The following is a 25,915-nucleotide window of genomic DNA, read 5'->3' on the forward strand; positions in this document are numbered from 1 at the left end:
CCCCTGCCCAAAACCTGTGCAATGCGGCAGGATGGCAGGCATGACGGAACGGATCGAGGTCGAGGTCTGCGTGATGGGCGCGGGCCCGGTGGGGGCGACCCTGGCCGCCACCCTGGCGGCGGCGGGGCTGGAGGTCGCGGTGGTGGACACCGCCCCCCTGCCGCCGATGGAGCGGCCCGAATTCGATGGCCGTGCCTATGCCATCGCCGCCTCCTCCCGCAACCTGCTGGAGGCCGCGGGCATCTGGGCGCGCCTGCCCGACGAGCCCTGTCCGATCACCCGCATCCGCGTGGCCGACGGCCGCCCGGGCGAGCCCGCCTCGCCGCTCGACCTGCATTTCGACGCCGCCGAGCTGGGCGAACCCGCCTTCGGCTGGATGGTGGAGGCCCGCTCCCTCCGCGTCGCCCTGAACGCCGCCCTGCCGCACCTGCCGCGCCTGCATGTCTTCGCCCCGGCCCGGCCGCGCGTCACCCGCACCGCGGAGGCCGCCCTGGTCACCCTGGCCGATGGCACGGAGATCGCCGCCCGCCTCGTGGTCGGCGCCGAGGGCCGCCGCAGCCCGCTGCGCCGCGCCGCCGGCATCGGCACCGCCGGGCTCGACTACCGCCAGACCGGGATGGTCTTCGCCATCGCGCATGAGCGCCCGCACGACCATCTCGCGCTGGAACAGTTCCTGCCCAACGGCCCCTTCGCCCAGCTCCCGCTCGCCGGCACGCCGGAGCACCCCCACGCCTCCGCCATCGTCTGGTCCGATCGCGCGCCCCTGGCCGCGCGCTTCATGGCGATGGACGACGCGGCCCTGTCACGCGAGATCCTTCGCCGCCTGGGCAGCCATCTCGGCGCGGTGCGCGTCATCGGCCGCCGCTGGTCCTATCCCCTGACCGCCATGCAGGCTGCCCGTTTCGTGGACACGCGCCTCGCTCTGGTGGGCGATGCCGCCCATGGCATCCATCCGATCGCCGGGCAGGGGCTCAACCTCGGCTTCCGCGACGTCGCCGCCCTGGCCGAATGCGCGATCGAGGCCTGCCGCGCGGGACAGGACCCCGGTGCCCCCGAGGCCCTGGCCCGCTACCAGGCCGCCCGCCGCCCGGATGCCCTGTTGATGCTCGGCGCCACCCACGCGCTGGAACGCCTCTTCGGCAACGACCTGCCGCCGCTGCGCCTCGCCCGCCGCCTGGGCATCGCGGCGGTGGACCGCCTGCCGCCGCTCAAGCGCTTCTTCGCCCGCCGCGCCATGGGTTTCTCCGGCGGCCCGCTCTCCGGCCTGCTCGAAGGCCGCGGCCTGACCGCTCCCTGATTGCCTCCCCCTGGCCGTTGCGCCAGGTAGCCACCCCCGGGGAAGAGGCTTTGCCTCTCCGCCCGGACCCCCTCACCGCCGGGGACCGGAGCCGGTCCCCGGACCCCGGGCTTTCGTGGGCGCCTGTGGTGGCGTGGGCCTGCGGGCTGTCCCTGGAAGCAGGTGGATCAGAGGGGCTCCCGAAGAAATACAAACACCGTGTCCGCGCTGATGGCACCCGCAGTCGCCGGAGAGCCATGCTCTCCGGCGCGATCCGGCCTCAGCGGGAACCAACGAATGGGAGGTCCAGGAACCTCAGGTTCCTGGCGGATGGGGGGCGGGGGGAAAGGCGGAGCCTTGCCCCCGGGGACGGCGCAACGCCACCACGACGCGGGGCGGGCAGGGACCTCGAAGCCTTTCTCCCAGGCAACTCGCACGTGTTTCCGCTTGCTGCACGAAGAATTCTGTATTCAGTTATACGGAACGTGGAGGAAAACCGGATGAGCACCACGCAGTCACCGGCGATAGGGGTTGCCGTGGCGGGCAGGACGGGCGTCCGCTGGCGCATCTTCGGCGTGATCGCCCTGCTGACGGTGATCAACCTCGCCGACCGCACCACCCTTTCGGTGGGCATGCCGACCATCGCGCATGAGCTCGGCCTGTCTCCCACCATGCAGGGGCTCATCCTCAGCTCCTTCTTCTGGACCTACGCGCTGCTCCAGGTCCCTGGCGGCTACCTGATCGACCGCATGGGACCCAGCCGCGTCGTCACCATCTCCACCCTGGCCTGGGGCGCCTTCCAGACCCTGGCCGCCTTCGCCACCGGCGGCCTCTCCCTCCTCGTCACCCGCCTTGGCCTCGGCGCCGCCGAGGCCCCGCTCTTCCCCTCCGGCGGCAAGCTGAACGCCCTCTGGCTCTCCCCACGCGAACGCGGGCGTGGCGCCGTGCTGATGGACAGCGGCTCCTATCTCGGCGCCGGGCTCGGCGGCGGCGTCATCGCCTGGCTGATCTACACGCTGGATTCCTGGCGCCTCGCCTTCGCCGTGGCCGGCCTCGTCACCATCGGCGCCGGCCTCATCGCCTGGCGCTACCTGCGCGACGACCCGGCGCAGCATCCCGGCGTGAACGAGGCGGAACTCGCCCATATCCGCACCCCCGTCCCCGGCATGGCCCAGGCCGTGCCCGCCGGCACGCCGCTCGCGCCCCGCGCCGTGGCTCCGGTCATGCTCGGCCGCTGCGGCTGGGCCATGATGAATTTCGGCCTGATCACCTGGGGCCCCAGCTATCTCGCCCAGGCCCGCGGCTTCGACCTGAAGCAGCTCGGCGGCGCCATGGCGGTGATCTTCGTCTGCGGCTTCCTCGGCTCGCTCACCGCCGGCTTCGGCGCCGACGCGCTGCAACGGCGCGGCCTGCCCCGCAGCCTCGTGCTGAAGGCCATGCTCTGCCTGTCCGGCCTCGGCGTGCTCGCCGCCTTCCTGCTGCTGCCCACCATCGCCGACCCCGTCGCCGCCGTCGCGCTGCTGTCCGGCACCGTCTTCCTGCTCTGCTTCGGCAGCCTCTACTGGAGCTTCCCGGCCCTGCTCGCCCCCGCCGACAAGGTCGGGCTGGTCGGCGGCATGATGAACTTCGCCGGCAGCCTGGGCGGCATCGCCATCCCCATCATCGCCGGCATGATCCTCCAGGCGACCGGCTCCTACACGGTGGTGCTGCACTTCTTCGCCGGCTGCGCCGCGCTCTACATCCTCGGCACGCTGCTGGTGCCCCTCGCGGGGCGGGAGACCGCGCGGTGACACGGGAACACGACGCCCCGCTCTGGAACGGTCCTATGGTGGATGCCCACCACCATGTCTGGGACCCGCGCAACGGCCGCTATCCCTGGCTGACGCCGGAAGGGAAGCTGCCGAACTTCCGCTACGGTGACACCACGCCGCTGATGCGTCCCTACCTCCCGCCCGACTACTGGGCCGATGCGGCGGGCCATGACATCCGCGGCACGGTCTATATGGAGGCCGAGTGGGACCCCGCCGATCCGATCGGCGAGACCCGCTTCGTCAGCGGCCTCGCGGCGGGCTACGACCTGCCCAATGCCATGGTCGCCCAGGCCTGGCTGCACCACCCGGATGCGGAGGCCGTCCTCGCCGCCCAGGCCGCCTTTCCGCTGGTCCGCAGCGTCCGCCACAAGCCCGGCGGCCCCGCCACGCCCCAGGCCGCCCGCGATGGGGAGCGCACGCTGATGTCGGACGAGCCGTGGCGCCGCGGCTATGCCGCGCTCGAACGCCACGGCCTGCATTTCGACCTGCAGACCCCCTGGTGGAACCTGCACGAGGCCGAACGCCTGGCCCGCGACTTCCCCCGCACCCGCATCATCCTCAACCACACCGGCCTGCCCTCCGACCGCAGCCCCGATGCCCTCGCCGGATGGCACGCCGCCATGGCCCGCTTCGCCGCGCATCCGAATGCCGTCGTGAAGATCTCCGGCCTCGGCCGGCCCGGCCATGCCTGGACCGTCGAGGAGAATGGCTGGGTCGTGCGCGAGACCATCGCCATTTTCGGCCCGCGCCGCGCCATGTTCGCCAGCAATTTCCCGGTGGACGGGCTCTGCGCCAGCTTCGGCACCATCTTCACCGGCTTCAAGCGCATCGTCGCCACCCTGCCCGCCGAGGATCAGGCCTGGCTCTTCCACCGCACGGCGGAAGAGGTCTACGCCCTGGACAGGCGCCGCACCGCCACGGGCTGAGGCGGCTCTCCCCTGGCTGGCCCCGGGGGAGGCTCCGCCTGCCCCCGGAACCCCTACCGTTGGGGGGATGGTATCCACCCAGACCCCGCCTGTCGTTAGCGCTGGTTGGCCAGGTCAGCCCGTGGCCTGATCCCTGGGAACAGGAAGACACCCTGTCCGCCTTGGCGGCACCCATGGTCGCCGGAGGGCATGGCTCTCCGGTGCGATCCGGCGTCCGCGAGCGCCAGCGAACCAGGGCCGGGAGAAAGGCTCCGCCTTTCCCCTGGGGGCGCCACCAACGCCAACCCACCCAGCCCTGCACAGAATTTCACCGCCCTGCCGGAAAAGGCGCCATCCTCCACCACGTCACCTGACAGTTTTTGCGGGGCGGGCCCAGAACGCCACTTGCTCACGCGGCGCAGCAAAAACTAGCATTCCCGGATAACGCAACCACGGTTCCAGAAAACGGAACTTCATGAGCATCCTCTCCAACGCCGCCGATGTGCTGCGCTGCTTCTCGGCGCACCGCCTCGAACTCAGCCTGACCGAGGTGACGGGCCTGCTCGGCATGCCGAAGAGCAATGCCTCACGGCTGCTGCGCGCGATGCGGGAGGCCGGGTTCCTGGAGCAGGTGCCGGGCACGCGCCGCTACCGCGCCGGCCTGCTGATGTTCGAGATGGGGCACACCTACCGGCGCGGCTCGCCGCTGCTCAGCCAGGCGCATGCGGCGGTCTCGCGCATCTCCCGCGACTGCGGCCATACGGGCTATGTCAGCATCCGCGACGGGCGCGACGTGATGGGCCTCACCTATCACGAGGGCTCGCAGCTCCTGCGCGTCGGCACCCCGATCGGCGAGCGTCTTTCCGCGGCCGCCACCGCCACGGGGCGCTCGCTGCTGGCACGGCTGGAGGATGACGCCGTCCGCGCCCTCTTCCCCGAACCGCTGCAACCGCCCTCGCCGAACTCCCCGCGCGACATGGAGGAACTCCTCCAGCGCCTCGCCCACATCCGCGAGCGTGGCTACGAGATCGCGCATCACGAGGCCAATCCCGGCATCGACTCCCTCGCCACCGCCCTGGGGGACCCGGCCAGCGGGGAGGAAGTCAGCCTCTGCATCGTCTATCCCTCCGCCATCGTCACCGAGGCGGAGCGCGGCGACATCCTGGCGGCCATGCTGCGCGAGGCCCGCGCCATCGCGGCGCTGCTGGGCGATCCCGGCACCGCCACGCCGCCTCCCCCGTCGCCCGCGCGCGACGTCGCCTGATTCACCGGCAAGACCACCGAGAGCACGAGCCCATGGCAAACCCCGTCCCCTCCCTGAACCGCTGGCGCATCGGCTTCGACATCGGTGGCACCTTCACCGACTTCATCCTCTATGACGCGGCGGAAGGCACGGTGCGGCTGCACAAGCGCCTGACCACGCCGCACGACCCCTCCGAGGCCGCGCTGATCGGGCTGGAGGAACTGGTGGCCATGGGCGGCATCACGCTGGCCGAGGTCGGCGAGATCATCCACGGCACCACGCTGGTCACCAACGCCGTCATCGAACGCAAGGGCGCGAAGCTCGGCCTGATCACCACCAAGGGCTTCCGCGACGTGCTGGAGATGGGCACGGAGCAGCGCTACGACATCTATGACCTGTTCCTCGGCTTCCCCGAGCCGCTGGTGCCGCGCGACCTGCGGCTGGAGGTCGCCGAGCGCCTGGACCGCGACGGCCGCGTGGTCGAGGTGCTGGACGAGGAGGCCGTCCGCACCGCCTTCCGCAGCCTGCTCGACGCGGGTGTCGAGGCGGTGGGCGTCTGCTTCCTGCATGCCTACCGCAACCCGGCGCACGAGCAGGCCGTCGGCCGCATCGCGCGCGAGGAATTCCCCGAGCTCGCCGTCTCCCTGTCCGCCGAGGTCGTGGCGGAGATGTGGGAGTACCAGCGCTGCGTCACCACCTGCGCCAATGCCTATGTCCAGCCGCTGATGGACCGCTACCTGAAGCGGCTCGAACGCGAATTGGCGGCGCGTGGCTTCACCGGCGCGCTGCGCCTGATGCACTCGGCGGGCGGCCTCGTCTCCCCCGCCACGGCGCGCGCCTTCCCGATCCGCCTGCTGGAATCCGGCCCGGCCGGCGGCGGCCTCGCCACGGCGCTGTTCGGCGAGCTGGCGGGCAAGAAGGACGTCATCTCCTTCGACATGGGCGGCACCACCGCCAAGGCCTGCATGGTCGAGAACGGGCGCGTCGAGATCGCCCCGATGCTGGAGGCGGGGCGCGTCCACCGCTTCAGCAAGGGCTCCGGCCTGCCGATCAAGGCGCCCGTGATCGACATGATCGAGATCGGCGCCGGCGGCGGCTCCATCGCCGGCATCGACGAGGTCGGGCTGCTGAAGGTCGGCCCGCATTCCGCCGGCTCCGACCCCGGCCCGGCCTGCTACGGCATGGGCGGCACGAAGCCGACCGTGACGGATGCCAACCTCGTCCTCGGCTACTACGATCCGGGCTTCTTCCTCGGCGGCCGCATGGCGCTGGACAAGCCGGCGGCGGAACGCGCCGTGGAAAGCGTGGCGGCGCCGCTGGGTCTTGGCGTGATGGAGGCCGCCTGGGGCATCCACAAGGTCGTGGTGGAAAGCATGGCCGCCGCCGCCCGCGTCCATCTGGTGGAGAAGGGCAAGGACCCGCGCGCCTATGCCATGGTCGGATTCGGCGGCGCCGGCCCGGCCCATGCCGCCGACGTGGCCCGCGCGCTCGGCGTGCGGGAGGTGATCATCCCGCCCGCCTCCGGCGCCGCCTCGGCGCTGGGCTTCCTCGCCGCCCCGCTCTCCTTCGAACTGGTGCGCTCCCTGCCGCTGGAATTCTCGGCGGGCTTCGACGCCGCCCGGCTGAACGCCCTGCTGGCGGAGCTGGAGGCCGAGGGCCGCGCGCGCCTCGTGGAAGCAGGCGTCGCGCCGGAAGGCATCCGCGTCGAGCGTTCCGCCGACATGCGCCTGGTCGGCCAGATGCACGACATCGCCGTGGAACTGCCCGCCGGCGAGATCGGCACGGACAGCCTGGGCGAGATCCGCGCCCGCTTCACCCGCATCTACGCCGCCCGCTACACCTCGGTCTATGAGGGCGCTCGGATGGAGGCGATCAACTTCCGCCTCCGCTGTGTCGGTCCGGAGCCGAAGCTGTCCCTCACCGGCGCGGTGGGTGGCGGCGACACCGCCAAGGCTGTGAAGGGCACGCGCCGCGCCTGGTTCGAGGGCGGCTGGCAGGAGGCCAAGGTCTACGACCGCTATGCGCTGGCCAGCGGCGACCGCATCCCCGGCCCCGCCATCATCGAGGAGCGCGAGGCCACCACCATCGTCCCGCCCGGCGACACGGTGCGGGTGGACGACACGCTGAACCTGCGCATCGCCATCGCCGCCCCCGCCATGGCGGGCGAGCTGGTGACGGCGGAGATGCCGCTGGCCGAGGCCATGGCACGCATCGAGGCCGACCCGATCGCGCTGGAGATCATGTGGTCCCGCCTCGTGAACGTGGTGGAGGAGATGTGGCTGACGGTGGTCCGCACCGCCTTCTCCCTCATCATCTCCGAAAGCCAGGACTTCGCCTGCGAGCTGCTGGACCCGGAGGGCGAGACCCTGGCGCATTCCCCGCGCGCCATGCCGGTCTTCAACCTGACCCTGCCGCGCGCGGTGAAGGCGCTGCTGGAGAAGTATCCGGCGGAGACGCTGAAGCCGGGCGACGTGCTGATCACCAACGACCCCTGGCTCTGCGCCGGGCACCTGTTCGACATCGCCATCGTCACCCCCGTCTTCCGGGAGGGCAAGGTCGTCGGGCTGATGGGCACGGTGGGCCATGTCTCCGACATCGGCGGCACGAAGGATTCCCTGCGCGCGAGAGAGATCTTCGAGGAGGGCTTCCAGATCCCGCCGATGAAGCCCTTCGACGCGGGCGTGCCGAACGAGACCTTCTTCACCCTGTTCCGCGAGAATGTCCGCAACCCGGACCAGGTGCTGGGCGACCTGCACTCCTTCATCGCCGCCAATGCCCTGGGCGGCGAGCGCCTGCTTTCCTTCATGCGCGACTATGGCATGAGCGACCTGCGTGCCCTGGCGGCGGTGGTGCAGGGCCGTTCCGAGAAGGCGATGCGCGACGCCATCGCCGCCCTGCCGGATGGCGACTACCATGCCGAGATCCGCAACAACCCGCTGGGCAAGGAACTGCGCTATCCGCTCAGGCTGACGGTCGCGGGCGACACCATCAACCTCGACTTCGACGGCGCCCCGCCGCAGCTCCCGCAGGGCGGGCTGAACTCCACGCTGAACTACACAGCGGCGCACGCGACCTATCCGCTCAAGTGCATGCTGACGCCGAATGTCCGCGGCAATGCCGGCTGCTACCGTCCCTTCAACGTGGAGGCGCCGGAGGGCTCGATCCTGAACCCGCGCCGCCCGGCGGCGGTGAACATGCGCACCCGCACCGGCTGGTACCTCGCCCCGAACATCTTCCGCGCGCTCTCCGAGGCGGCGCCGAGGCTGGTGCAGGCCAATACCGGCCTGCCGGTCGCCACCAACGTCTATGGCCAGGATGCCGAGGGCAACCTCTATTCCGACCACCTCTTCGTCGGCGGTGGCCAGGGCGCCTCGGCTCAGGGGGACGGCAAGTCCGGCCTGCTCTGGCCGACCTCGGCCTCCAACACCTCGATCGAACTCTTCGAGAGTCGCGCCCCGGTGCTGGTGGTGGAGAAGACCTATGTCCCCGACACGGGCGGCGCCGGCCAGTTCCGCGGCGGCCTCGGCCAGCGCGTGCGGCTGCGCAAGCTCACCGACGACGGCCGCACCACCCTGGTCTCCGTCTATCCGGAGGGCGTCACCAACCACATCGACGGCCTCTTCGGCGGCCGGCCGGGCACGGGCGCGCGCGGCCGCGTCATCGACCTCGACGGGCGGGAGCTGCATGATTGCGGCCCCGGCGAGATGGTCGAGGTGAACAGCCCGCACGAGGTCGTGGAGGTCACCGTCAACGGCGGCTCCGGCTATGGCGACCCGGCGAAGCGCGACCCGGCGTCGCTGGCACGGGATATGCGTCTGGGCATGGTCACGCCGGAGGGCGCCGCGCGCGACTACGGCACCGTCAAGACCACGGTCACGGCCTGAAGGAACGGAACAGCATGAGCATCACCCCCACGCGCCGCGCCCTCCTGGCCGCCGGCGCCGCCCTGCCCGGCCTGTCGCTGCTCCGCCCGGCCTCGGCGCAGGGCCGCCGCATCCTGGTGCTCTCCAGCAACCAGGACATCCCGAACTTCGACCCGCATGTGGCGACGGGCTATTCCTCCTCCTGGCTGCTGCGCAACGTCTATGACAGCCTGGTCGGCGTCGCCGGCAGCCCGCCGAAGCCCGAGCCGCGCCTCGCCCGGAGCTGGGACATCTCCGGGGACGGCAGGACCTATACCTTCCACCTGGACCCCGCCGCGAAGTTCCACGACGGCACGCCGGTGACGGCGGAGGCGGTGCGCTATTCCTTCGAGCGCATCCTGCGCCTCAACCGGGGCAATGTCTGGATGATCCAGAACATCGTCGTGCCCGGCGGCGTCGAGGCGGTGGACGACCGCACCGTCCGCTTCCGCCTCGCCACGCCCTTCGTGCCCTTCCTCAGCGTCCTGCCCTGGATCTGGGTCGTGAACCCCAAGCAGGTCGAGGCCAACAAGGGCGCGGATGACGGCCAGACCTGGCTGCGCTCCAACATCGCCGGCTCCGGCCCCTTCGCCGTCCGCCGCGCCGAGGCCGGCAACCTCTACGAGCTGGAGCGCGTGGCCGGGGGCTGGCGCAAGGAGGGCGGCAACCTCACCGGCGCCATCTGGAAGATCACGCGCGAAACCGCGACGCAGCGCCTGATGGTCCAGCGCGGCGAGGCGCAGGTCGCCCTTGATCTCACCTCCGAGGACATGGACACGCTCAAGGGCCGCCCCGGCGTCGTCCTGGTGATCGAGCCCGAGTACCGCACCTTCCAGATCAAGATGAACACCCGCCACGGCCCGCTGGCGGACGCCAATCTCCGCCGCGCGGTGAGCTGCGCCTTCAACTACCAGGCGATGCTCGACGTGGCCGGCTACGCCGACCTGATGACCGGCCCGCTGCCCCCCACGATCCAGGGCTTCGACAGGACGCTCCAGCCCTGGCGCACGGACCTGGAGAAGGCGAAGGGCTTCCTGGCGAAGTCGTCCTCGCCGAACGGGGGCATCAGGCTCACCGTCACCCATGTCGCGGGGCTGGAGCAGCAGCGCCGCTGGTCGCTCATCCTGCTCGACAGCCTGCGCCCGCTGGGCATCGAGCTGGAGATCCGCACCGCCACCTGGCCGGACCTCGTGGCCTCCTGCCGCTCGCCCGAGACGCTGGCGGATTTCTTTCCCGTCTACCAGACCGCCAATTACGGCGATCCGGACAACCTCGCCTATGCGGGCTTCCACTCCTCGCGGAACGGCAACTGGCAGAACCCCGTCTACAACAACCCGAAGGTCGATGCGCTGATCGAGCAGGCCCGCGCCGAGCAGGACCCGGCGAAGCGCGACGCCCTCTACGCGCAGTTCCAGCAGGCGGTGATGGAGGATGCCTGCGACATCTTCGGCGTGCTGGAGAAGCGCAAGCTCGCGATGCGCGACACGGTGAAGGGCTACAGCTTCACCCCTGTCGCCTCCAACGCGCCCGAGCTCTTTCCGCTCTCGCTCTGACGCACGGGACAGTCCCTTCATGATCCGCTACATCCTCAGGCGCATCCTCCTGCTGGTGCCGGTGCTGGTGGGGCTGTCCATCCTGGTCTTCTGCATCGCACGCCTGCTGCCGGGCGATCCCGTCCGCCTCGCCGCCGGGCCGAACGCCACCGCCGCCGACATCGCCTCGGTGGCGAAGGAGTTCGGCCTCGACCGCCCCTTCGTCGTCCAGTACTGGGACTACGCCACCGGCCTGCTGCGCGGCGACTGGGGCGTCTCCCTCTTCACCCGCCGCCCGGTGGCGGAGGACCTCGCCGTCTATCTCCCCGCCACGCTGGAACTCGTCCTGGCGGCGATGATCCTGGCCGTCGGCCTCGGCATCCCCGCCGGCCTGCTCGCGGCGGTGTACCGCAACCGCTGGCCCGACTTCCTGTCCCGCACCGTCTCGCTCGGCGCCATCTCCATGCCGCGCTTCTTCCTGGGGCTGGTCTTCCAGCTCGCCTTCGCCATGTGGCTCGGCTGGCTACCCCTGTCCGGCCGCTTCCCGCTGACCGAGGACCCGCCGCCCACCATCACCGGCTTCCTCACCATCGACGCGCTGGCCAGCGGCGACCTCCACGCCTTCGGTATCGCCCTGCAATACCTGGCGCTCCCCGCCATCGCGATGAGCCTTTCGCCGCTCGCCACCATCATGCGCATGATGCGCGCCTCGACCATCGAGGTGCTGGGCCAGGACTATGTCACCACCGAGCGCGCCCTCGGCCTGCCGGGCCGGCAGATCCTGTTCAAATACGTGCTGAAGAACGCCATCTCCGCCACCCTCACCGTCATCGGCCTGTATTTCGGCTGGCTGCTCGGCGGCACGGTGCTGGTGGAAACCGTCTTCGACTGGCCGGGCATCGGCCTCTACGCCACCCAGGCCGTGCTGAGCCAGGACTTCATGCCGATCATCGGCGTCACCCTCTGCATCGGCGCGCTCTTCATCACCGTGAACCTGGTCGTGGACCTGCTCTACGGCCTGCTGAACCCAAGGGTCCGCCTCGGATGAGCGACGTCACCGCCAGCCTGACACCCGCTGGGGCCGGAGCCGCCACCGCCGCCCGTTCCGACCGCTGGCGCCGCGGCTTCTATCGCTTCCGCAGTTCCTGGGTCTCGATCCTCGGCCTCGCCATCGTCGCGGTGCTCCTCCTCCTCGCCACGATCGGCCCCGCCATCATCCCTTATCCGCAGCACGTCGCCGGGATGGTGGACACCGCCTCCCGCTTCATCCCGCCCTCCGCCGCGCACTGGTTCGGCACCAACGAGGTCGGGCAGGACGTGCTCTCCCTCACCGTCGCCGGCACCCGCATCTCCCTCCTCTCCGGCCTCGCCGTGGTGATCCTCGGCAGCGCCGTGGGCATCCTGGCCGGCGCCCTGGCGGGCTTCCTCGGCGGCTGGGTGGACGAGGTGCTGATGCGCCTCTCCGACCTGATGCTCACCGTGCCCGGCCTCATCCTCGCCATGGCCGTCGCCGCCGCCCTCGGCCCCGGGCTGCTGAACATGGTCCTCGCCATCACCCTGTCCTGGTGGCCCGGCTATGCCCGCCTCGTGCGCGGCGAGGTCATCGCGAAGAAGGAGGAGCAGTTCGTCATCGCCGCCCGCGCCGTCGGCGCCGGCACCGGCCGCCTGCTCTTCCGCCACATCCTGCCCAACATCATGAGCCCCATTATCGTGAAGATGTCGCTCGACATGGGCTTCGCCATCCTCACCGTCGCCTCGCTCGGCTTCATCGGCATCGGCGTGAAGCCGCCCACGCCGGAATGGGGCTCCCTCCTCTCCGTCGCCCGCGGCAACATGCCCGACTACTGGTGGACGGCGATCTTCCCCGGCCTCGCCATCTTCCTCGCCGTCTTCGGCTTCAACCTCCTCGGCGATGGGTTGCGTGACGTGCTGGACCCGAAGGCCCGCCGCTAGATGGTCCGGCCTGCCGCATCCCGGGGCGAGGCTCCGCCTCTCCCCGGTCCCCTCTCCGCCAGGACTCTTCGGGCCCTGGACCCCAAGAGTTGGCTCGGATGGTGGCCGTCAGCCTGCGGGCTGATCCCTGGGGGGCCGGTGGACCGGCGGGAATCCGGAAGGGAAAACAACACCCTGGCCGCGCTGGCGGCACCGGCAGACGCCGGAGAGCATGTCTTTCCGGCGCGATCCGGTCGCCGCCGAGAGCCAGCGAATGGGAGGTCCAGGACCCCCGGGGAGACCTCCAGGGTCCTGGCGGATGGGGTTTGGGGGCCGAAGCACTGCTTCGGCGCCGAAGGCCGGCAGAGCCTTCCCCAAGGCCGGCAGGGATGAGCTGAACCATGGCGCTACTGGAAATCCGCGACCTGCACCTGGCGATGCGCTCCTTCGAGGGCGAGGCGCATGTGCTGAACGGCATCCACCTCACCGTCGAGCGCGGCGAGATCTGGGGCATCGTGGGGGAGACGGGCTGCGGCAAGTCGCTGACCGGCCTGTCGGTCTCGCGCCTCGTGCCCTCGCCCCCGGCCCGCTACATCCGGGGGGAGATCCGCTTCGAGGGGAGGGACCTCCTCCGGGCCAGCGAGGAGGAGATGCGCGCCCTGCGCGGCCGCCGCATCGGCATGATCTTCCAGGACCCGACCACGAACCTGAACCCCGTCTTCACCATCGGCGAGCAGATCACCGATGTCGCGCTCCATGCCGGCCGCGCCGACCCGGGGCTGCTGGGCCTCGTCCCCGGCGCCTCGCGCCGCGCCATGCGCCAGGCCGCGCAACGCCGCGCGGTGGAGGCGCTGGAGGAGGTGGGCATCCCCGACGCCGCCGCGCGCCTCGGGGACTATCCGCACCAGTTCTCCGGCGGCATGCGCCAGCGCGTGCTGATCGCCATGGCGCTGGTGGGCCGCCCCGACCTGCTGATCGCCGACGAGCCCACCACGGCGCTCGACGTTTCCGTGCAGGCGCAGATCCTGCGGCTGATCCACGACCTCGTGCGTGAGCACCGCCTCGGCGTGCTGTTCATCACCCACAATCTCGGCGTGGTGGCGCAGCTCTGCACCCATGTCGCGGTGATGTACGCCGGCAATGTCGCGGAGGCCGGGCCGGTGAGGGAGGTGCTGAAGCACCCCGTCCACCCCTATACCCGCGCGCTGATGGCCGCCGTCCCCACCGCCGGCACGAAGCGTGGCGAGCTCCAGGGCCTCGCCGGCACGGTCCCGAACCTGATCGCCCCGCCGCCGGGCTGCCGCTTCGCCACCCGCTGCCCCTGGGCCGAGCCCGCCTGCGATGCCGCCCTGCCGCCGATGGAAGGCTTCGGCCCGCATCACGAGGCCGCCTGCCTCGTTGCCGCCCGGGCGCGGAAGGAGGCCGCCTGATGCTCCGCATCGAGCATGTCACCAAGACCTATGGCGGCGCCCGCAAGGGCCTCTCCGGCCTGCTCGGCATCCCCGCCGCCGAGGTCCGTGCGCTGCGGGACGTCTCCCTTTCCGTCCGCCGGGGCGAGAGCTTCGGCCTGGTCGGTGAATCCGGCTCCGGCAAGACCACGCTCACCCGCTGCATCCTGCGGCTGGAGGAGGTCTCCGCCGGCCGCATCCTCTTCGACGGCACCGATCTCGCCACGCTGAAGCCCGCCGAGCTGCGCCGCCTGCGCGCCCGCGTGCAGATCGTCTTCCAGGACCCCTACGCCTCGCTGAACCCGCGCATGAGCGTGCGCGACATCCTGTGCGAGCCGATGGAGATCCACCGCGACCGCATGGGCCTCGACGCGCGCGGCCGCCTCGACCGCGCGGCGGAACTGCTGCAACGCGTCGGCCTCGGCACCCAGCACCTCTCGCGCTTCCCGCACGAATTCTCGGGCGGCCAGCGCCAGCGCATCGGCATCGCCCGCGCACTGGCCACGAAGCCCGATTTCCTGATCCTGGACGAGCCCACCTCCGCCCTCGACGTCTCCGTGCAGGCCCAGGTGCTGAACCTGCTGCACGAGCTCCAGGCCCAGCTCGGCCTCACCTATTTCTTCATCAGCCACGACCTGGGCGTGATCCGCTACATCTGCGACCGCGTGGCGCTGATCTATCGCGGCCAGCTCGTGGAGGAGGGCGACACCGAATCCGTCTTCCGCAGCCCCGCCAGCGATTATGCCCGCATGCTCCTCGCCGCCATGCCGGAGCCCGACCCGGACCGCTCCCCCTTCCACGCCACGGCCCCGTCACCGGCTTGATCGCCCCGGGCCTGCCCCGTTAACCAGGGAGCATCCGCCGGGCAGCGTGTATGCTGGCCGTGGCTGTGGAGTTGTGGCGGAATGATCGATATCCTTCTGAAACTACGGTATATCCTGGTCCTCGCATCGGTGGGCGTCTTCGCGGGCGCCCTGCTCGTGCTCTGGGATGCCGTGCTGCGACTCTGGCGGGCGTTCTCGGCCTTCCGCCAGGGCATGGAAATCTTCGTCATCCCGACCGTCCTCGGCGCGGCGGACAAGTTCCTCTTCAGCATCGCGCTGATGATCTTCGCCTATGCGATCACCTTCTGCTTCGTGCTGGATCTCTCGGCCGAGGTGCGGCGCAAGCTGCCCGCCTGGATGATCGTCGATACCGTCTCGGAGCTGAAGAACCTGCTCTTCCAGCTCGTCATCCTCTACCTGGTCGTGCATGTCGCGATCGAGGTCGCGGAGGCCGAGGATACCAGCAACTGGTCCCTGCTGGTCGTTCCCACCGCGGTCCTTCTCCTTGCGGCGGCGATGAAGCTGATCTCCCTCTCCTCGCATCTGACGGCGAGCCACCAGGGGAATGGTGCGCCGCACGAGCCGGATTGAGAAACCGGGCCCGCCCCGCGCACGGAACCGCTGACCCGGCTGGACAGCGCGCCACGCCCGGCTATGACAGGCCAAAGACGACAAACCGGCCGAGGAGACTCCCGACATGCGCAACACCCCGCGCATCTGGCAACTCGTGGACGCGAAGCGGGACGAGATGATCGCCCTCGCCGACCGCGTCTGGGAAACGCCCGAACCCCTCTACACCGAGCACCGTTCCGCCGCTGCCCATATCGAGGCGCTGGAGCAGCAGGGCTTCCGCGTCGAGGCCGGCGTCGCCGGCATCCCCACCGCCATCATGGCGGAGGCCGGGGAGGGCGGCCCCGTCATCGCCATCCTGGGTGAGTACGACGCCCTGCCGGGCCTCTCGCAACAGGCCGGCCTCGCCGAGCCGAAGCCCGTCGAAGGCCAGAACGGCGCCGGCCATGGCTGCGGCCACAACCTCCTCGGCGCCGGCGCGCTCTTCGCCGCCACGGCGGTGAAGGACTGGCTGGCCGAGCGCGGCATCCAGGGCCGCGTCCGCTACTATGGCTGCCCCGCCGAGGAAGGCGGCGCCGGCAAGACCTTCATGGTCCGCGCGGGCCTCTTCGACGATGCCGACATCGCCATCACCTGGCACCCGGACTCCTTCGCCGGCGTCTCGCCCGCCATTGCGCTCGCCAACACCCGCGTGGACTTCACCTTCACCGGCCGTGCCTCGCACGCCGCCGCCGCGCCGGAGCTGGGCCGCTCCGCCCTCGATGCCGTCGAGCTGATGAACATCGGCGTCAACTACATGCGCGAGCACATGAACAGCGAGGCCCGCGTCCACTACGCCATCCTCGACGCCGGCGGCATCGCCCCCAATGTGGTGCAGCCGCGCGCGAAGGTCCGCTACGCCATCCGCAACACCGATGTCGCCGGCATGCGCGCGCTGTTCGAGCGGGTGAAGAAGATCGCCCAGGGCGCCGCGCTGATGACGGAAACCACGCTGGCGGTGAAGGTCGTCAGCGCCTTCTCCAACCTCGTCGGCAACCGCCCGCTGGAAGAGGCCATGCAGGCCGAGTTCGACCGCCTCGGCCCACCGGAATTCGATGAGGCCGACCGCGCCTACGCCGCTGCCATCCGCGGCACGCTGGACCAGGGCGACATCCGCGCCGCCTTCCGCAGCGCCGGCCTGCCCTTCGATCCGTCCATGGACCTCTGCAACACCATCGTGCCCCTGGACGCCCCCCGGAAGCCCGCCGTCGGCTCCACCGATGTCGGCGACGTCTCCTGGGTCGTCCCCACGGTGCAGGCCCATGGCGCCACCTGCGCCACCGGCACGCCCTTCCACTCCTGGCAGCTCACCGCCCAGGGAAAGAGCCCGCATGCCCATAAGGGCATGATCCATGCCGCCAAGGTGATGGCCGCCACCGCCACGGCGGCGCTGGAGAACCCGGAGCTCATCGCCCGCGCCAAGGCCGATCTTGCCCGCCGCCTCGAAGGCCAGCGCTACGAAAGCCCCATCCCGGCCGAGATCCCGCCGCCGCTGGATATGGCCAAGGGCTGATCGGGCGTTCTTGGGGGCAAGGCTTCGCCTTCCCCCCAAACCCCCATCCACCAGGACCCTGCGGGCCCTGGACCCGATGAGTTGGCTGCTGCTGACGCCGGATCGCGCCGGAGAGCCTCGCTCTCCGGCGACGGCCGGTGCCACCAGCGCGGACAAGGTGATTTTCTTTCGGGAGCCCCGCTGATCCACCTGCTCCCTGGGATCGGCCTGCGGGCTGGCGGCACCACCCGTGCCAACGAAAGGCGGGGTCTGGGGGGATACCATCCCCCCAGCGGAGGGGGCCGGGGGAGGCGGAGCCTCAGCCCGGGGTCGGCCCCGGGGAGCAACACCCAACCGACCTCAGGGCGCCTCCAGCACGGCCACCTGGGTCTTCGGCCCTTCCTCGATCGGCTTCCCCCGGGCGGCGGTGATTCTCACGCCGCTGAAGCTGCCCTCGACATGGCGCAGCACCATCCCTTCGCCGCGCGAGGCGATGCTGACATGCTGCAGCCGGATGTCGCGCAGCGGTGCCTCCGGCAGCCCGGCCAGCAGCCCCGCCCGCCGCGCGCCGCTGGCGAAGAGGTGCTGGACGGTGACGTCATGGATATGCGGCGTCAGCGGCGTCACCGGCACGGGCGTCTCCGCCCTGGCGCCGGGCACCCCCATCGCCGGTGCCCCCGCTCCTGACGCCTGGGCTCCTTCCCGGGCCTCGCCCGGATAGGCGGCGTCGATCGTCAGCGGCACCGCCACATCCGTCATCCGCGCATGCCGCACCAGCACGTCGCCGACCTCGCCGCCCCGGTCCCGCCCGGCCTTGATCCGGATGCCGTACTGCGTCCCGGTGAAATGGGCACCGTTGATCCGCACATGCTCCACGCCATGCGCCAGCTCACTGCCGATCGCCAGCCCGTGCCCCTGGCCGAATCGCACGTTGCTGATGGTGACGTTGCGCGCCGCCCGCTTCGGCATCTCGGCGCCCGGCAGGCCGGACTTGATGGCGATGCCGTCGTCGCCCGTGTCGATGGAGAGGTTCGACAGCGACACCTTGCGCGAGGACACGATGTCGATCCCGTCCGTGTTCGGCGAGTCCGGCGCGTTGGTGATGCGGACATCGCGCATCACCGCATCCTCGGAATAGCGCAGCGCCACCGTCCACATCGGTGCGTTGGTCAGATGCACGCCCCGCAGCAGCACCCGCCGGGCGTTGTAGAACTCGATCAGCCAGGGGCGCGGCAGTCCGTTGCTGGCCGGCACCTTCTCCATCCCCGGCCCCCAGCTCTTCGCCCCCGCCCGCATGGCCTCCCGCGCCGCCACCGCCGCCGGCCACCACAGCTCCGCGCCCTGGCCGTCGATCGTGCCCTCGCCGATGATGCCGACATCGCTGACATTCACCCCGGAGATCAGCGCCTCGTGCGGGCGGAAGGGGCGGCCGATGAAGGCCCAGGTGAAGCGGTCCGCCTGCGGCACGGCGCGCAGCCGCGTGCCCTGGGCCAGTTCCAGCGTCACATGGTCCTTCAGCGCGATCGGCCCGGTCAGGAACACCCCGTCCCCGAAGCTCACCCGCCCGCCGCCCCGTGCCGAGCAGGCATCGATCGCCGCCTGGATCGCGGCGGTATTGTCGGTGGTGCCGTCGCCCCGGGCGCCATGCTTCAGCGGGTCGCAGCTATGATTGGCATTGGCGCTCGCCGAGCCTCCCTGGACGCCCCCCTGAATGCCCCCCTGGGCATGCACCCCGGTCGTGCCGGTCAGAAAGGCGAGGGCGAGTGTCAGGAAGCACGGGACGAGACGATGCATCGGGCAACCTCGGTGCGAGGCTGCCTGCTTAGATCAGATGCCGATCCCCTGGAAACACCACATCGGATGCTCCGCGCCCCGCCCGCCGCATGCCTTGAAACGGGCCGCGCGGGGCCATGACGGCCCGCTCAGTCTTCCGCCGCCACCCGCGCCCGCCAGTCCGCCAGCATGTCGGCCAGCGTGGTCTCCCAGGGGATGCGCGGCGCCCAGCCCAGAAGCCGCCGCGCCGCGCCGATATCGCCCGCGGTGCGCTCCACATCGGTGGGCCGCAGCCGCGACGCCTCCTGCTCCACCCGCGCCTCCACCCCGGCCAGGGCGAGCAGCGCCTCCAGGATGTCGCCCACCTGGCGCGGCGCGCCGGTGGCGAGGTTGATCACCACCCCTGGCGCCAGATCCGCCGCCAGCGCCAGCGCATAGCCCTCGCAGACATCCCGCACGTCCAGGAAGTCGCGCCAGCGGTCCAGCGCCCCGGTCCGGATCACCGGCTCCTGCTTCCCGGCCGCGATCCGCGCCACCTGATGCGCGAAAGCGCCGACCACGAAGCCGTCCGACTGCCCCGGCCCGGTCTGGTTGAAGGGCCGCATCCGCACCGCCCGCAGGCCCCGCAGCGCCATCTCCCCGATGGCGATGTCCGCCGCCGCCTTGGAGGCCGCATAGGGATTGGCCGGGCGCGGCAGCGCCTCCTCCGTCAGCGGCACGCCCGCCTGGAAGGACAGCCCGTAGATCTCGGCCGAGGAGACATGGACGAAGCGCGCGCCCGGCGCCGCCTCCAGCACCGCCTCGGCCAGCGCCAGGGTCCCGTCCAGGTTGGTCCGCCAGGTCAGGCGCGGATTCCGGAAGGAAACCGGTACCGAGGCCTGCGCCGCCAGATGCAGCACCGCATCCGGCGCCGCCCCGGCCACCCGCCCGGCGAGATCATCGCCGAGCAGGTCCATCTCCAGCGTCTCGTCCGCCCCGGGCACATGCTTCTCGCCATCCCGGCTGGCGGCGATCAGCCGCGCCGCCGGGAAGTGCCGCCGCAGCACCGGCAGCAGATGGCCGCCGACGAAGCCGCCGGCGCCCGTGACGAGGATGCGTTCCATGACGACAGTTCCCGGGGCCGTGCCGGACACCGGCCCTCAGCCCATCCGCGACCGGTGGCGGAACAGGTCGGCGTCCACCATTTCCTTGATCATCTCCTCCAGGCTGATCGCCGGCTCCCAGCCGAGCTTCTCCCTGGCCTTGGAGGGATCGCCCAGCAGCAGGTCCACCTCGGCCGGCCGCAGGAAGGCCGGATCGACCTTCACGAAATCCTCGTAGTTCAGCCCGACATGCTCGAAGGCGATCTTGCACATGTCGCGCACCGTGGTGGTGCGGCCGGTGGCGACCACATAGTCGTCCGGCACCTCCTGCTGCAGCATCAGGTGCATCGCCCGGACATAGTCCTTGGCATGGCCCCAGTCGCGCTTGGCGTCGAGGTTGCCCATCTTCAGCTCGGTCGCCTTGCCGAGCTTGATCCGCGCCGCCCCGTCCGTGACCTTGCGGGTGACGAACTCGATGCCGCGCAACGGGCTCTCATGGTTGAACAGGATGCCCGAGGAGGCGTGCAGCCCGAAGCTCTCGCGGTAGTTCACCGTCATCCAGTGCGCGTAGAGCTTGGCCACCGCATAGGGGCTGCGCGGATAGAAGGGCGTCTTCTCGCTCTGGATCGGATGCTGCACCAGCCCGTACATCTCGGAGGAGGAGGCCTGGTAGAAGCGCGCCTGCGGCGCCACCAGCCGCACCGCCTCCAGGATGTTGTTCGCCCCCAGCGCCGTCACCTGCCCGGTCAGCAGCGGCTGGTTCCAGGAGGTCTTCACGAAGCTCTGCGCGCCGAGGTTGTAGACCTCGTCCGGCTTCACCTCGTTCAGCACGCGGATCAGCGAGCTGATGTCGATCAGGTTGCCGTCCATGACCCGGACCTGCCCGGCGATCCCCAGCCAGCGCAGCCGCTCGTCCACCACATCGGAGGAGGAAGAGCGCCGCACCAGCCCATAGACCTCGTAGCCCTTCTCCAGCAGCAACTGCGAGAGATAGGCGCCGTCCTGGCCCGTCACCCCGGTGATCAACGCTTTCGGCATGGTCCCCCGCCTCGAAACGATACAAGCCGCGCTTTAGCGGTGCCCGCCACGCTTGGCCAGATCGTTCGCTGCCCGGTTGTGGTCGCCCGGATGCAAAATCCCGCGCTTTCCCGTGACATGGGTTGCGGTGCGCCCCGGGTTCCGTCGCCTGGGGGCAAGGCTCCGCCTTTCCCCATGTTTTCTCCTTTGGCCCCCCATCCGCCAGGACCCCGCGGACCTCGGACCTGGTTCGTTGGCGCTTCTGCCGCCGGATCACGCCGGAGAGCCACGCTCTCCGGCGACTGCAGGCGCCAGCAGCGCGGGTAGAATATTCTTGCCCGGGAGCCCGCTGATCCGCCCGCTCCCAGGGATCGGCCCGTGGGCTGGCGGTAACGCCAGCGCCCACTCAAGGCGGGGTCTGGGGGGATACCATCCCCCCAGCGGAGGGGGGCGGGGGAGGCGGAGCCTCAGCCCGGGGCCGGCCACGAAAGCGGCGGCCCGCCCCACCCGTCCCGCTCACCCCGCCAGGGCGGCGCGATAATCCGGCACCGGCAGTCGTGCCGGGGGCAGGCCCCGCAGCGCCGGGTCGCCCGCCACCTGGCGCAACGCCGCGGCGGCCGCGCCCAGGTCGGCCTCGGCCCACATCGCCCCCGACAACGCATAGGTCGCCTGCGGGTCCAGCGCCGGCACCAGACGCCAGGGCACGGCGAAGCAGCCCGGCCCGGTCATGAAATCCACGTTGCCCGACCATCCCGTGGCCACCACCGGCCGCCCCAGCGCCATGGCCTCGGCGATGGCCAGCCCATAGCCCTCGGCCCGGTGCAGCGAGACCAGCACATCGCAGCAGGAGGTCAGCGCCCAGAGGTCGCGCCGGGGCAGGGCGGCATCCAGCACCCGCACATTCGGCCGCGCCGCCGCCGCCCGCGCCACCTCCTCCCAGGCCGCCCCGGCCCGCGCCGTGCCATGGGTCTTCAGCACCAGCACGTGCTCCGGCGATCCCCGAAGGCCAGGCGGTGCGCCTCGATCGCCGCCATCGGGTTCTTGCGCCACAGGGAGGAGGTCGCGTCGAAGATGCTCAACCCGACGAAGGCCCCCTCCGGCAGCCCGAAATTCGCCCGCCCCAGCGGCGAGGGATCAGGCTCCGGCGGCGGGTGCGGCACCACCAGCGGTGCGGGGAAACCTGGCCTCCCCGCCATGGGCCGGGCGAAGACCTCCGCGCAGAACCGGCTCGGCGCCCAGATCCGGTGGCAGGCGCCATAGCCCCGCCGCCAGTCCGCCGGCAGCTCCGGCAACTCCCAGGCCCAGTAGGCGATCAGCCGCTTGCCCGCCACGGCCCGCCGCCCCAGCGCCAGCAGCGCCCAGGGCAGCATCGGCCCGTTCACATGCAGCACGATGGTCCCGGGCCCTTCCGGCACCGCACCCGGCAACAGGTGCCCCCCGGCACTCTCCCGCTCCGGCAGGGGCGGTCCCTGCCGCTGCGCCGCGGTCAGATCGATTCCCACCGCCCCCAGCCCGGCCCCGTTCATGGCCCGCAGCATCATCCGCGCGCCCTCGCCCAGCCCGGTGGCGGCCCCCAGATAACCCGCGACGTAGAGCGGCCCCGCGCCATCCGGCTCCGGCCGCGCCGGACGCGGCGCCAGCAGCGCGGCCCCGCCGAACAGCGCCTCCCGCCGCAAGCCGCGCGGCAGCGCCTGCCACAGCCGGTGCAGCGGGCTCATGCTTCCGCCCGCCCGAAGCCCAGCCGGCGCAGGCCCTCCACCAGCATCGCCGCCTGCCCGTCCCAGTCCCGCAAGCCCGCCCCGGCCGCCAGCGCGGCCCGCGAGAACCCGTCCCGCGCCCCGGGCTCCAGCAGCCGCGCCATGGCCGCCGCCAGGGCGGGGGCCTCCGCCATGTCCGCCACCACGCCGGGGGCCGCCTCCCCGCCGAACTGCTCCGCCAGCCCGCCCACCGGCGTCGCCACCACCGGTACGCCGAGCGCCAGGGCCTGCGACAGCACGCCGGACTGGCTGGCCTCGCGATAGGGCAGCACCACCGCCCAGGCCCGCCGCAGCAGGGCCGGGATCTCGGCATCCGCCACCCAGCGCGGCTCCACCGTTACGCCCGGCAGGGCGGAAAGCCCCGGCGCGCAGGCTTCCGCATCCCCTTCGCCCACCACCCGCAGCGTCGCCTCCGGGTGCCGCTCCCGCAACAGGCGGAAGGCATCGCGCAGCAGGTCCAGCCCCTTGTAGGCCCGCAGCCGCCCGAAGAAGAGGAACTGCCCCGCCTCCGGCCCCGAGCACACCTCCGAAGACACCTCCACGGCTGCCCCCAGCGGCAGGCGCAGCACCGGCAGGCCCGGCCGCAGCGCCGCCACCTCCCGCTCCACCGCCTCGGAGAAGACCACCGCCGCGCGCGCCGCTTCCAGTTCCTGCCGCAGCCGCCAGTCCCAGAGCAGGGAGGGGTCGCCCGGATGCGGCCTCGCATCGTGCACGGAGGGCACATAGGCGATGCCGGCACGCGGCAGGGCCGGGGCCACGAAGGGCGTCCAGACATGGTTCATGGCGGACAGCACCAGATCCGCCCGCATCCGCCGCGCCTGCGCCACCAGCCCACGGCGCAGCGAAGGCAGCCGCGCCAGCCCCGCCAGGGCACCAGGCGCGCCACGGAAGGTCCGCACCACCTCCAGATCGGCATCCAGCGCGCGGAAGGTCTCCAGCGCGTCGAGCCGGTCCGCCAGGGACAGGCCGAGCCGGATATCGGGCCGCCGCGCCAGGGCCCGCGCCAGGTTCAGCGTGTGCTGCGCCCCGCCGCCCCGCCGCCCCCAGTACCAGAGAAGGAGATGGATCACCCCCCGGCGCCTATCATCCCACCGCCCGCGCTGCAAAGGCCGCGTCCTGGAAAGGGGAAAAATCCCGTTTTCCGGCACAGTCGGCGGCATAGGAAGCCTGTTACAAAGTATCAGAGTGTTTCCGTGGGTGAAATAATTGATGAGTCGGCGGAAATTGCACGATTTGCCCTTCACGAGTGAAGGTCATCCGTGAGACGGATGCGGCCAGCCTCTCACGGCGTCTCAAACAAGGATCGGAGCAGTCCGGATTCGCGGCATGATGATCCCTCCGCCTCTTTCCCGCCCGTCCGCCCTGCTGCCCGGGGACAGCCAGGCCAGCCTGCCGCTGCACGCCACCGGCCAGGACGGGCTGGAGGCCTTCGCCGCCACGCTCGATCCCTCCGCCGCCGCCTTCCTCCGCGCCTCGGGCTTCAAGGCCAGATCCGGGCAACTCGCCCTGCTGCCGGGGCCGCAGGGCCTGTCCGGCGCCGTGCTGGGCCTGGGCGATTCCCCGGAAGCCGCCCGCGCCGAGCCCTGGACCTATGGCGACCTGCCCCGGAACCTCCCCGAGGGCACAAGCTGGCACCTGGCGGGGGAGGGGCCGGACCCGGCCGCCGCCACGCTGGGCTGGGGCCTGGGCGCCTATGCCTACACCGCCTTCAAGCCGGCGAAGCGTGAGGCAGCCCGCCTCGTCACCCCGTCCGGAGCGGAAGACGCCGCCAGCACCGCCGCGCTGATCCACTGGGTGCGTGACCTGATCAACACCCCCGCCGCAGATCTCGGCCCGGCGGACCTCCTCGCCGCCGCCCGCGCCATGGCGGAGGCCGAGGGCGCGTCCTTCGAGACGATCGAGGGCGACGCGCTGCGCGAGGGCTTCCCCGCCCTGGCCGCGGTCGGCGGCGGCAGCCCGCGCGCGCCCGGCGTCGGCATCCTGCGCTGGGAAGGCGCCGCGGACGGCCCGCTCCTGGCCCTGTGCGGCAAAGGCGTCTGCTTCGACACCGGCGGCCTCGACCTCAAGCCTTCCGCCGGCATGCTGCGGATGAAGAAGGACATGGGCGGCGCCGCGGTGGTGCTCGGCCTCGCCGCGCGGATCATCCGTGCGCGCCTGCCGGTGCGCCTTCTCGCGCTCGTCGGCGCCGTGGAGAACAGCGTTTCCGGCGAAGCCTTCCGCCCGATGGACGTGCTGCGCACGCGAAAGGGCCTGACCGTCGAAATCGGCAACACCGATGCCGAAGGCCGCCTCGTGCTCGCCGATCTGCTCGCCTTCGCCGCGGAACAGTCGCCCGCGCTGCTGCTGGACTGCGCAACGCTGACGGGCGCGGCGCGCGTGGCTCTCGGCCCCGACCTGCCGGCGATCTTTTCCAACAACGACGCGCTGGCGCGCATTGTGCAGCGCGCGGGCGACGCACATCACGATCCTGTGTGGCATCTCCCATTGCGGCGCGGTTACGATTCGTGGTTGGACAGCGCCATCGCAGACCTCAACAACGTTGCTTCGCGGCCCATGGCCGGTGCGGTGATTGCTGCGTTGTTCCTCAACCGCTTTGTGCCAGAGGCAACGCCCTGGCTGCATGTCGATCTCTACGCCTGGAACGATGCGAACCGTCCCGGGCGCCCGGAGGGTGGCGAAGCACAGGCGCTTCGTGCCCTGCATGCCGGAATCGCGGACTGGCTTTCCCGCCGGGAAAATGCCGGTGACGAAACGGCATGACGGCATAGCGGTTCCACCAAACGGCATCGTACGCGGCGCCGTGAAAGCCGGCCCCGGCCACTGCGGGTTCCGACCCCGTGCGGGGCTGCCAGAAGAAGAGAAGGATGGAAAAAACTGATGTCATCGAAGATCAGCGGAGATGAGCTCGTAGAGATCCTGCGGGACACCGTGGTCGCGCTGGTTCGTCGTGATGGCCCCGACCTCTCGGCCCGGCAGCTCGGCGTCTTCCTGACCACCTACCTCTCCGATGGCCCGCACACCGTACGCGGACTTGCCGCGACGCTGAACGTGTCCAAGCCGGCGATCACGCGCGCGCTGGACCGTCTGGGCGAGCTCGACCTGACCCGCCGCAAGACCGATCCGCAGGACCGTCGCAGTGTGCTGGTGCAGCGCACGCCGAAGGGCACGTCGCTGCTGCGCGAGATGTCCACCATCATGGGCGAGGCCACGCGGGGCGAGGCCGGCACCTCCAGCGCCCCGGCCAACGAGCCGGTGGCGATCGAGACCCGCCCGCGCCACGTGGCGGCCTGAGGAAAGGCCCCGGCGGCCGGC

General features: G+C 71.3%; 20 protein-coding genes. 14 read left to right on the plus strand and 6 right to left on the minus strand.

Features of this window, described 5'->3' with window-relative positions:
• Positions 1-40 precede the first annotated feature (40 nt).
• The 12 genes from MVG78_RS05280 to MVG78_RS05335 all read left to right on the plus strand — a co-directional run bounded on the left by MVG78_RS05280 (position 41) and on the right by MVG78_RS05335 (position 16,995).
• Complete coding sequence (locus MVG78_RS05280; RefSeq protein WP_247558860.1) at positions 41-1,297, plus strand: UbiH/UbiF/VisC/COQ6 family ubiquinone biosynthesis hydroxylase; 1,257 nt, start codon at positions 41-43, stop codon at positions 1,295-1,297.
• A 479-nt stretch (positions 1,298-1,776) separates the two neighbouring features.
• Entirely contained in the window at positions 1,777-3,066 is a 1,290-nt protein-coding gene (locus MVG78_RS05285; protein WP_247558862.1) for an MFS transporter, read from the plus strand.
• 35 nt (positions 3,067-3,101) lie between these two features.
• Positions 3,102-4,013 (plus strand): amidohydrolase family protein, encoded by a 912-nt coding sequence (locus tag MVG78_RS05290; RefSeq protein ID WP_247558864.1) that lies wholly within the window; start codon positions 3,102-3,104, stop codon positions 4,011-4,013.
• Positions 4,014-4,467: 454 nt separating this feature from the next.
• Positions 4,468-5,256 (plus strand): IclR family transcriptional regulator, encoded by a 789-nt coding sequence (locus tag MVG78_RS05295; RefSeq protein ID WP_247558866.1) that lies wholly within the window; start codon positions 4,468-4,470, stop codon positions 5,254-5,256.
• Positions 5,257-5,288: 32 nt separating this feature from the next.
• Positions 5,289-9,119: a hydantoinase B/oxoprolinase family protein gene (locus tag MVG78_RS05300; protein ID WP_247558868.1), complete on the plus strand. Its 3,831-nt coding sequence runs from the start codon at positions 5,289-5,291 to the stop codon at positions 9,117-9,119.
• A 14-nt stretch (positions 9,120-9,133) separates the two neighbouring features.
• Positions 9,134-10,690 (plus strand): ABC transporter substrate-binding protein, encoded by a 1,557-nt coding sequence (locus MVG78_RS05305; RefSeq protein WP_247558870.1) that lies wholly within the window; start codon positions 9,134-9,136, stop codon positions 10,688-10,690.
• Between the two features lie 19 nt (positions 10,691-10,709).
• Positions 10,710-11,717: an ABC transporter permease gene (locus MVG78_RS05310; RefSeq protein ID WP_247558872.1), complete on the plus strand. Its 1,008-nt coding sequence runs from the start codon at positions 10,710-10,712 to the stop codon at positions 11,715-11,717.
• Positions 11,714-12,622 (plus strand): ABC transporter permease, encoded by a 909-nt coding sequence (locus MVG78_RS05315; protein ID WP_247558874.1) that lies wholly within the window; start codon positions 11,714-11,716, stop codon positions 12,620-12,622. Before MVG78_RS05310 ends, MVG78_RS05315 begins: the two co-directional genes overlap by 4 nt.
• A 380-nt stretch (positions 12,623-13,002) precedes the next feature.
• Entirely contained in the window at positions 13,003-14,031 is a 1,029-nt protein-coding gene (locus MVG78_RS05320; RefSeq protein WP_247558876.1) for an ABC transporter ATP-binding protein, read from the plus strand.
• Positions 14,031-14,873, plus strand: a complete 843-nt coding sequence (locus MVG78_RS05325) for an ATP-binding cassette domain-containing protein (protein WP_247558878.1) — start codon at positions 14,031-14,033, stop codon at positions 14,871-14,873. The genes MVG78_RS05320 and MVG78_RS05325 overlap by 1 nt, the downstream gene beginning before the upstream one ends.
• A gap of 81 nt (positions 14,874-14,954) precedes the next feature.
• Positions 14,955-15,464: a YqhA family protein gene (locus MVG78_RS05330; RefSeq protein WP_247558880.1), complete on the plus strand. Its 510-nt coding sequence runs from the start codon at positions 14,955-14,957 to the stop codon at positions 15,462-15,464.
• A gap of 106 nt (positions 15,465-15,570) precedes the next feature.
• The gene (locus tag MVG78_RS05335; RefSeq protein WP_247558882.1) at positions 15,571-16,995 is read left to right on the plus strand and encodes a M20 family metallopeptidase; all 1,425 of its coding nucleotides are present in this window, start codon (positions 15,571-15,573) and stop codon (positions 16,993-16,995) included.
• Positions 16,996-17,334: 339 nt separating this feature from the next.
• Here the strand turns inward: MVG78_RS05335 and MVG78_RS05340 are convergent, their stop codons facing one another.
• From MVG78_RS05340 to MVG78_RS05365, 6 genes are all read right to left on the minus strand, one after another.
• On the minus strand, positions 17,335-18,768 hold the full coding sequence (locus MVG78_RS05340; protein WP_247558884.1) for a glycoside hydrolase family 28 protein: 1,434 nt from the start codon (positions 18,766-18,768) through the stop codon (positions 17,335-17,337).
• A 128-nt stretch (positions 18,769-18,896) separates the two neighbouring features.
• A complete protein-coding gene (locus MVG78_RS05345; RefSeq protein ID WP_247558886.1) occupies positions 18,897-19,850 on the minus strand; it encodes a GDP-mannose 4,6-dehydratase in 954 nt (317 codons plus the stop codon).
• Positions 19,851-19,886: 36 nt separating this feature from the next.
• Positions 19,887-20,867, minus strand: coding sequence for a GDP-mannose 4,6-dehydratase (gene gmd / locus MVG78_RS05350; protein WP_247558888.1), 981 nt, complete (start codon positions 20,865-20,867; stop codon positions 19,887-19,889).
• A gap of 495 nt (positions 20,868-21,362) precedes the next feature.
• A complete protein-coding gene (locus MVG78_RS05355) occupies positions 21,363-21,824 on the minus strand; it encodes a glycosyltransferase (RefSeq protein WP_247558890.1) in 462 nt (153 codons plus the stop codon).
• On the minus strand, positions 21,818-22,564 hold the full coding sequence (locus MVG78_RS05360) for a hypothetical protein (RefSeq protein ID WP_247558892.1): 747 nt from the start codon (positions 22,562-22,564) through the stop codon (positions 21,818-21,820). The genes MVG78_RS05355 and MVG78_RS05360 overlap by 7 nt, the downstream gene beginning before the upstream one ends.
• Entirely contained in the window at positions 22,561-23,673 is a 1,113-nt protein-coding gene (locus tag MVG78_RS05365) for a glycosyltransferase family 4 protein (protein WP_247558894.1), read from the minus strand. The genes MVG78_RS05360 and MVG78_RS05365 overlap by 4 nt, the downstream gene beginning before the upstream one ends.
• A gap of 256 nt (positions 23,674-23,929) precedes the next feature.
• Here MVG78_RS05365 and MVG78_RS05370 point away from each other — a divergent pair, with 256 nt between their 5' ends.
• Together MVG78_RS05370 and MVG78_RS05375 are read left to right on the plus strand one after the other, a co-directional pair.
• The gene (locus MVG78_RS05370) at positions 23,930-25,363 is read left to right on the plus strand and encodes a leucyl aminopeptidase family protein (RefSeq protein WP_247558895.1); all 1,434 of its coding nucleotides are present in this window, start codon (positions 23,930-23,932) and stop codon (positions 25,361-25,363) included.
• A 117-nt stretch (positions 25,364-25,480) separates the two neighbouring features.
• Entirely contained in the window at positions 25,481-25,894 is a 414-nt protein-coding gene (locus tag MVG78_RS05375; protein ID WP_247558897.1) for a MarR family winged helix-turn-helix transcriptional regulator, read from the plus strand.
• Positions 25,895-25,915 lie beyond the last annotated feature (21 nt).

Source organism: Roseomonas gilardii subsp. gilardii, assembly GCF_023078375.1.
GTDB lineage: Bacteria > Pseudomonadota > Alphaproteobacteria > Acetobacterales > Acetobacteraceae > Roseomonas > Roseomonas gilardii.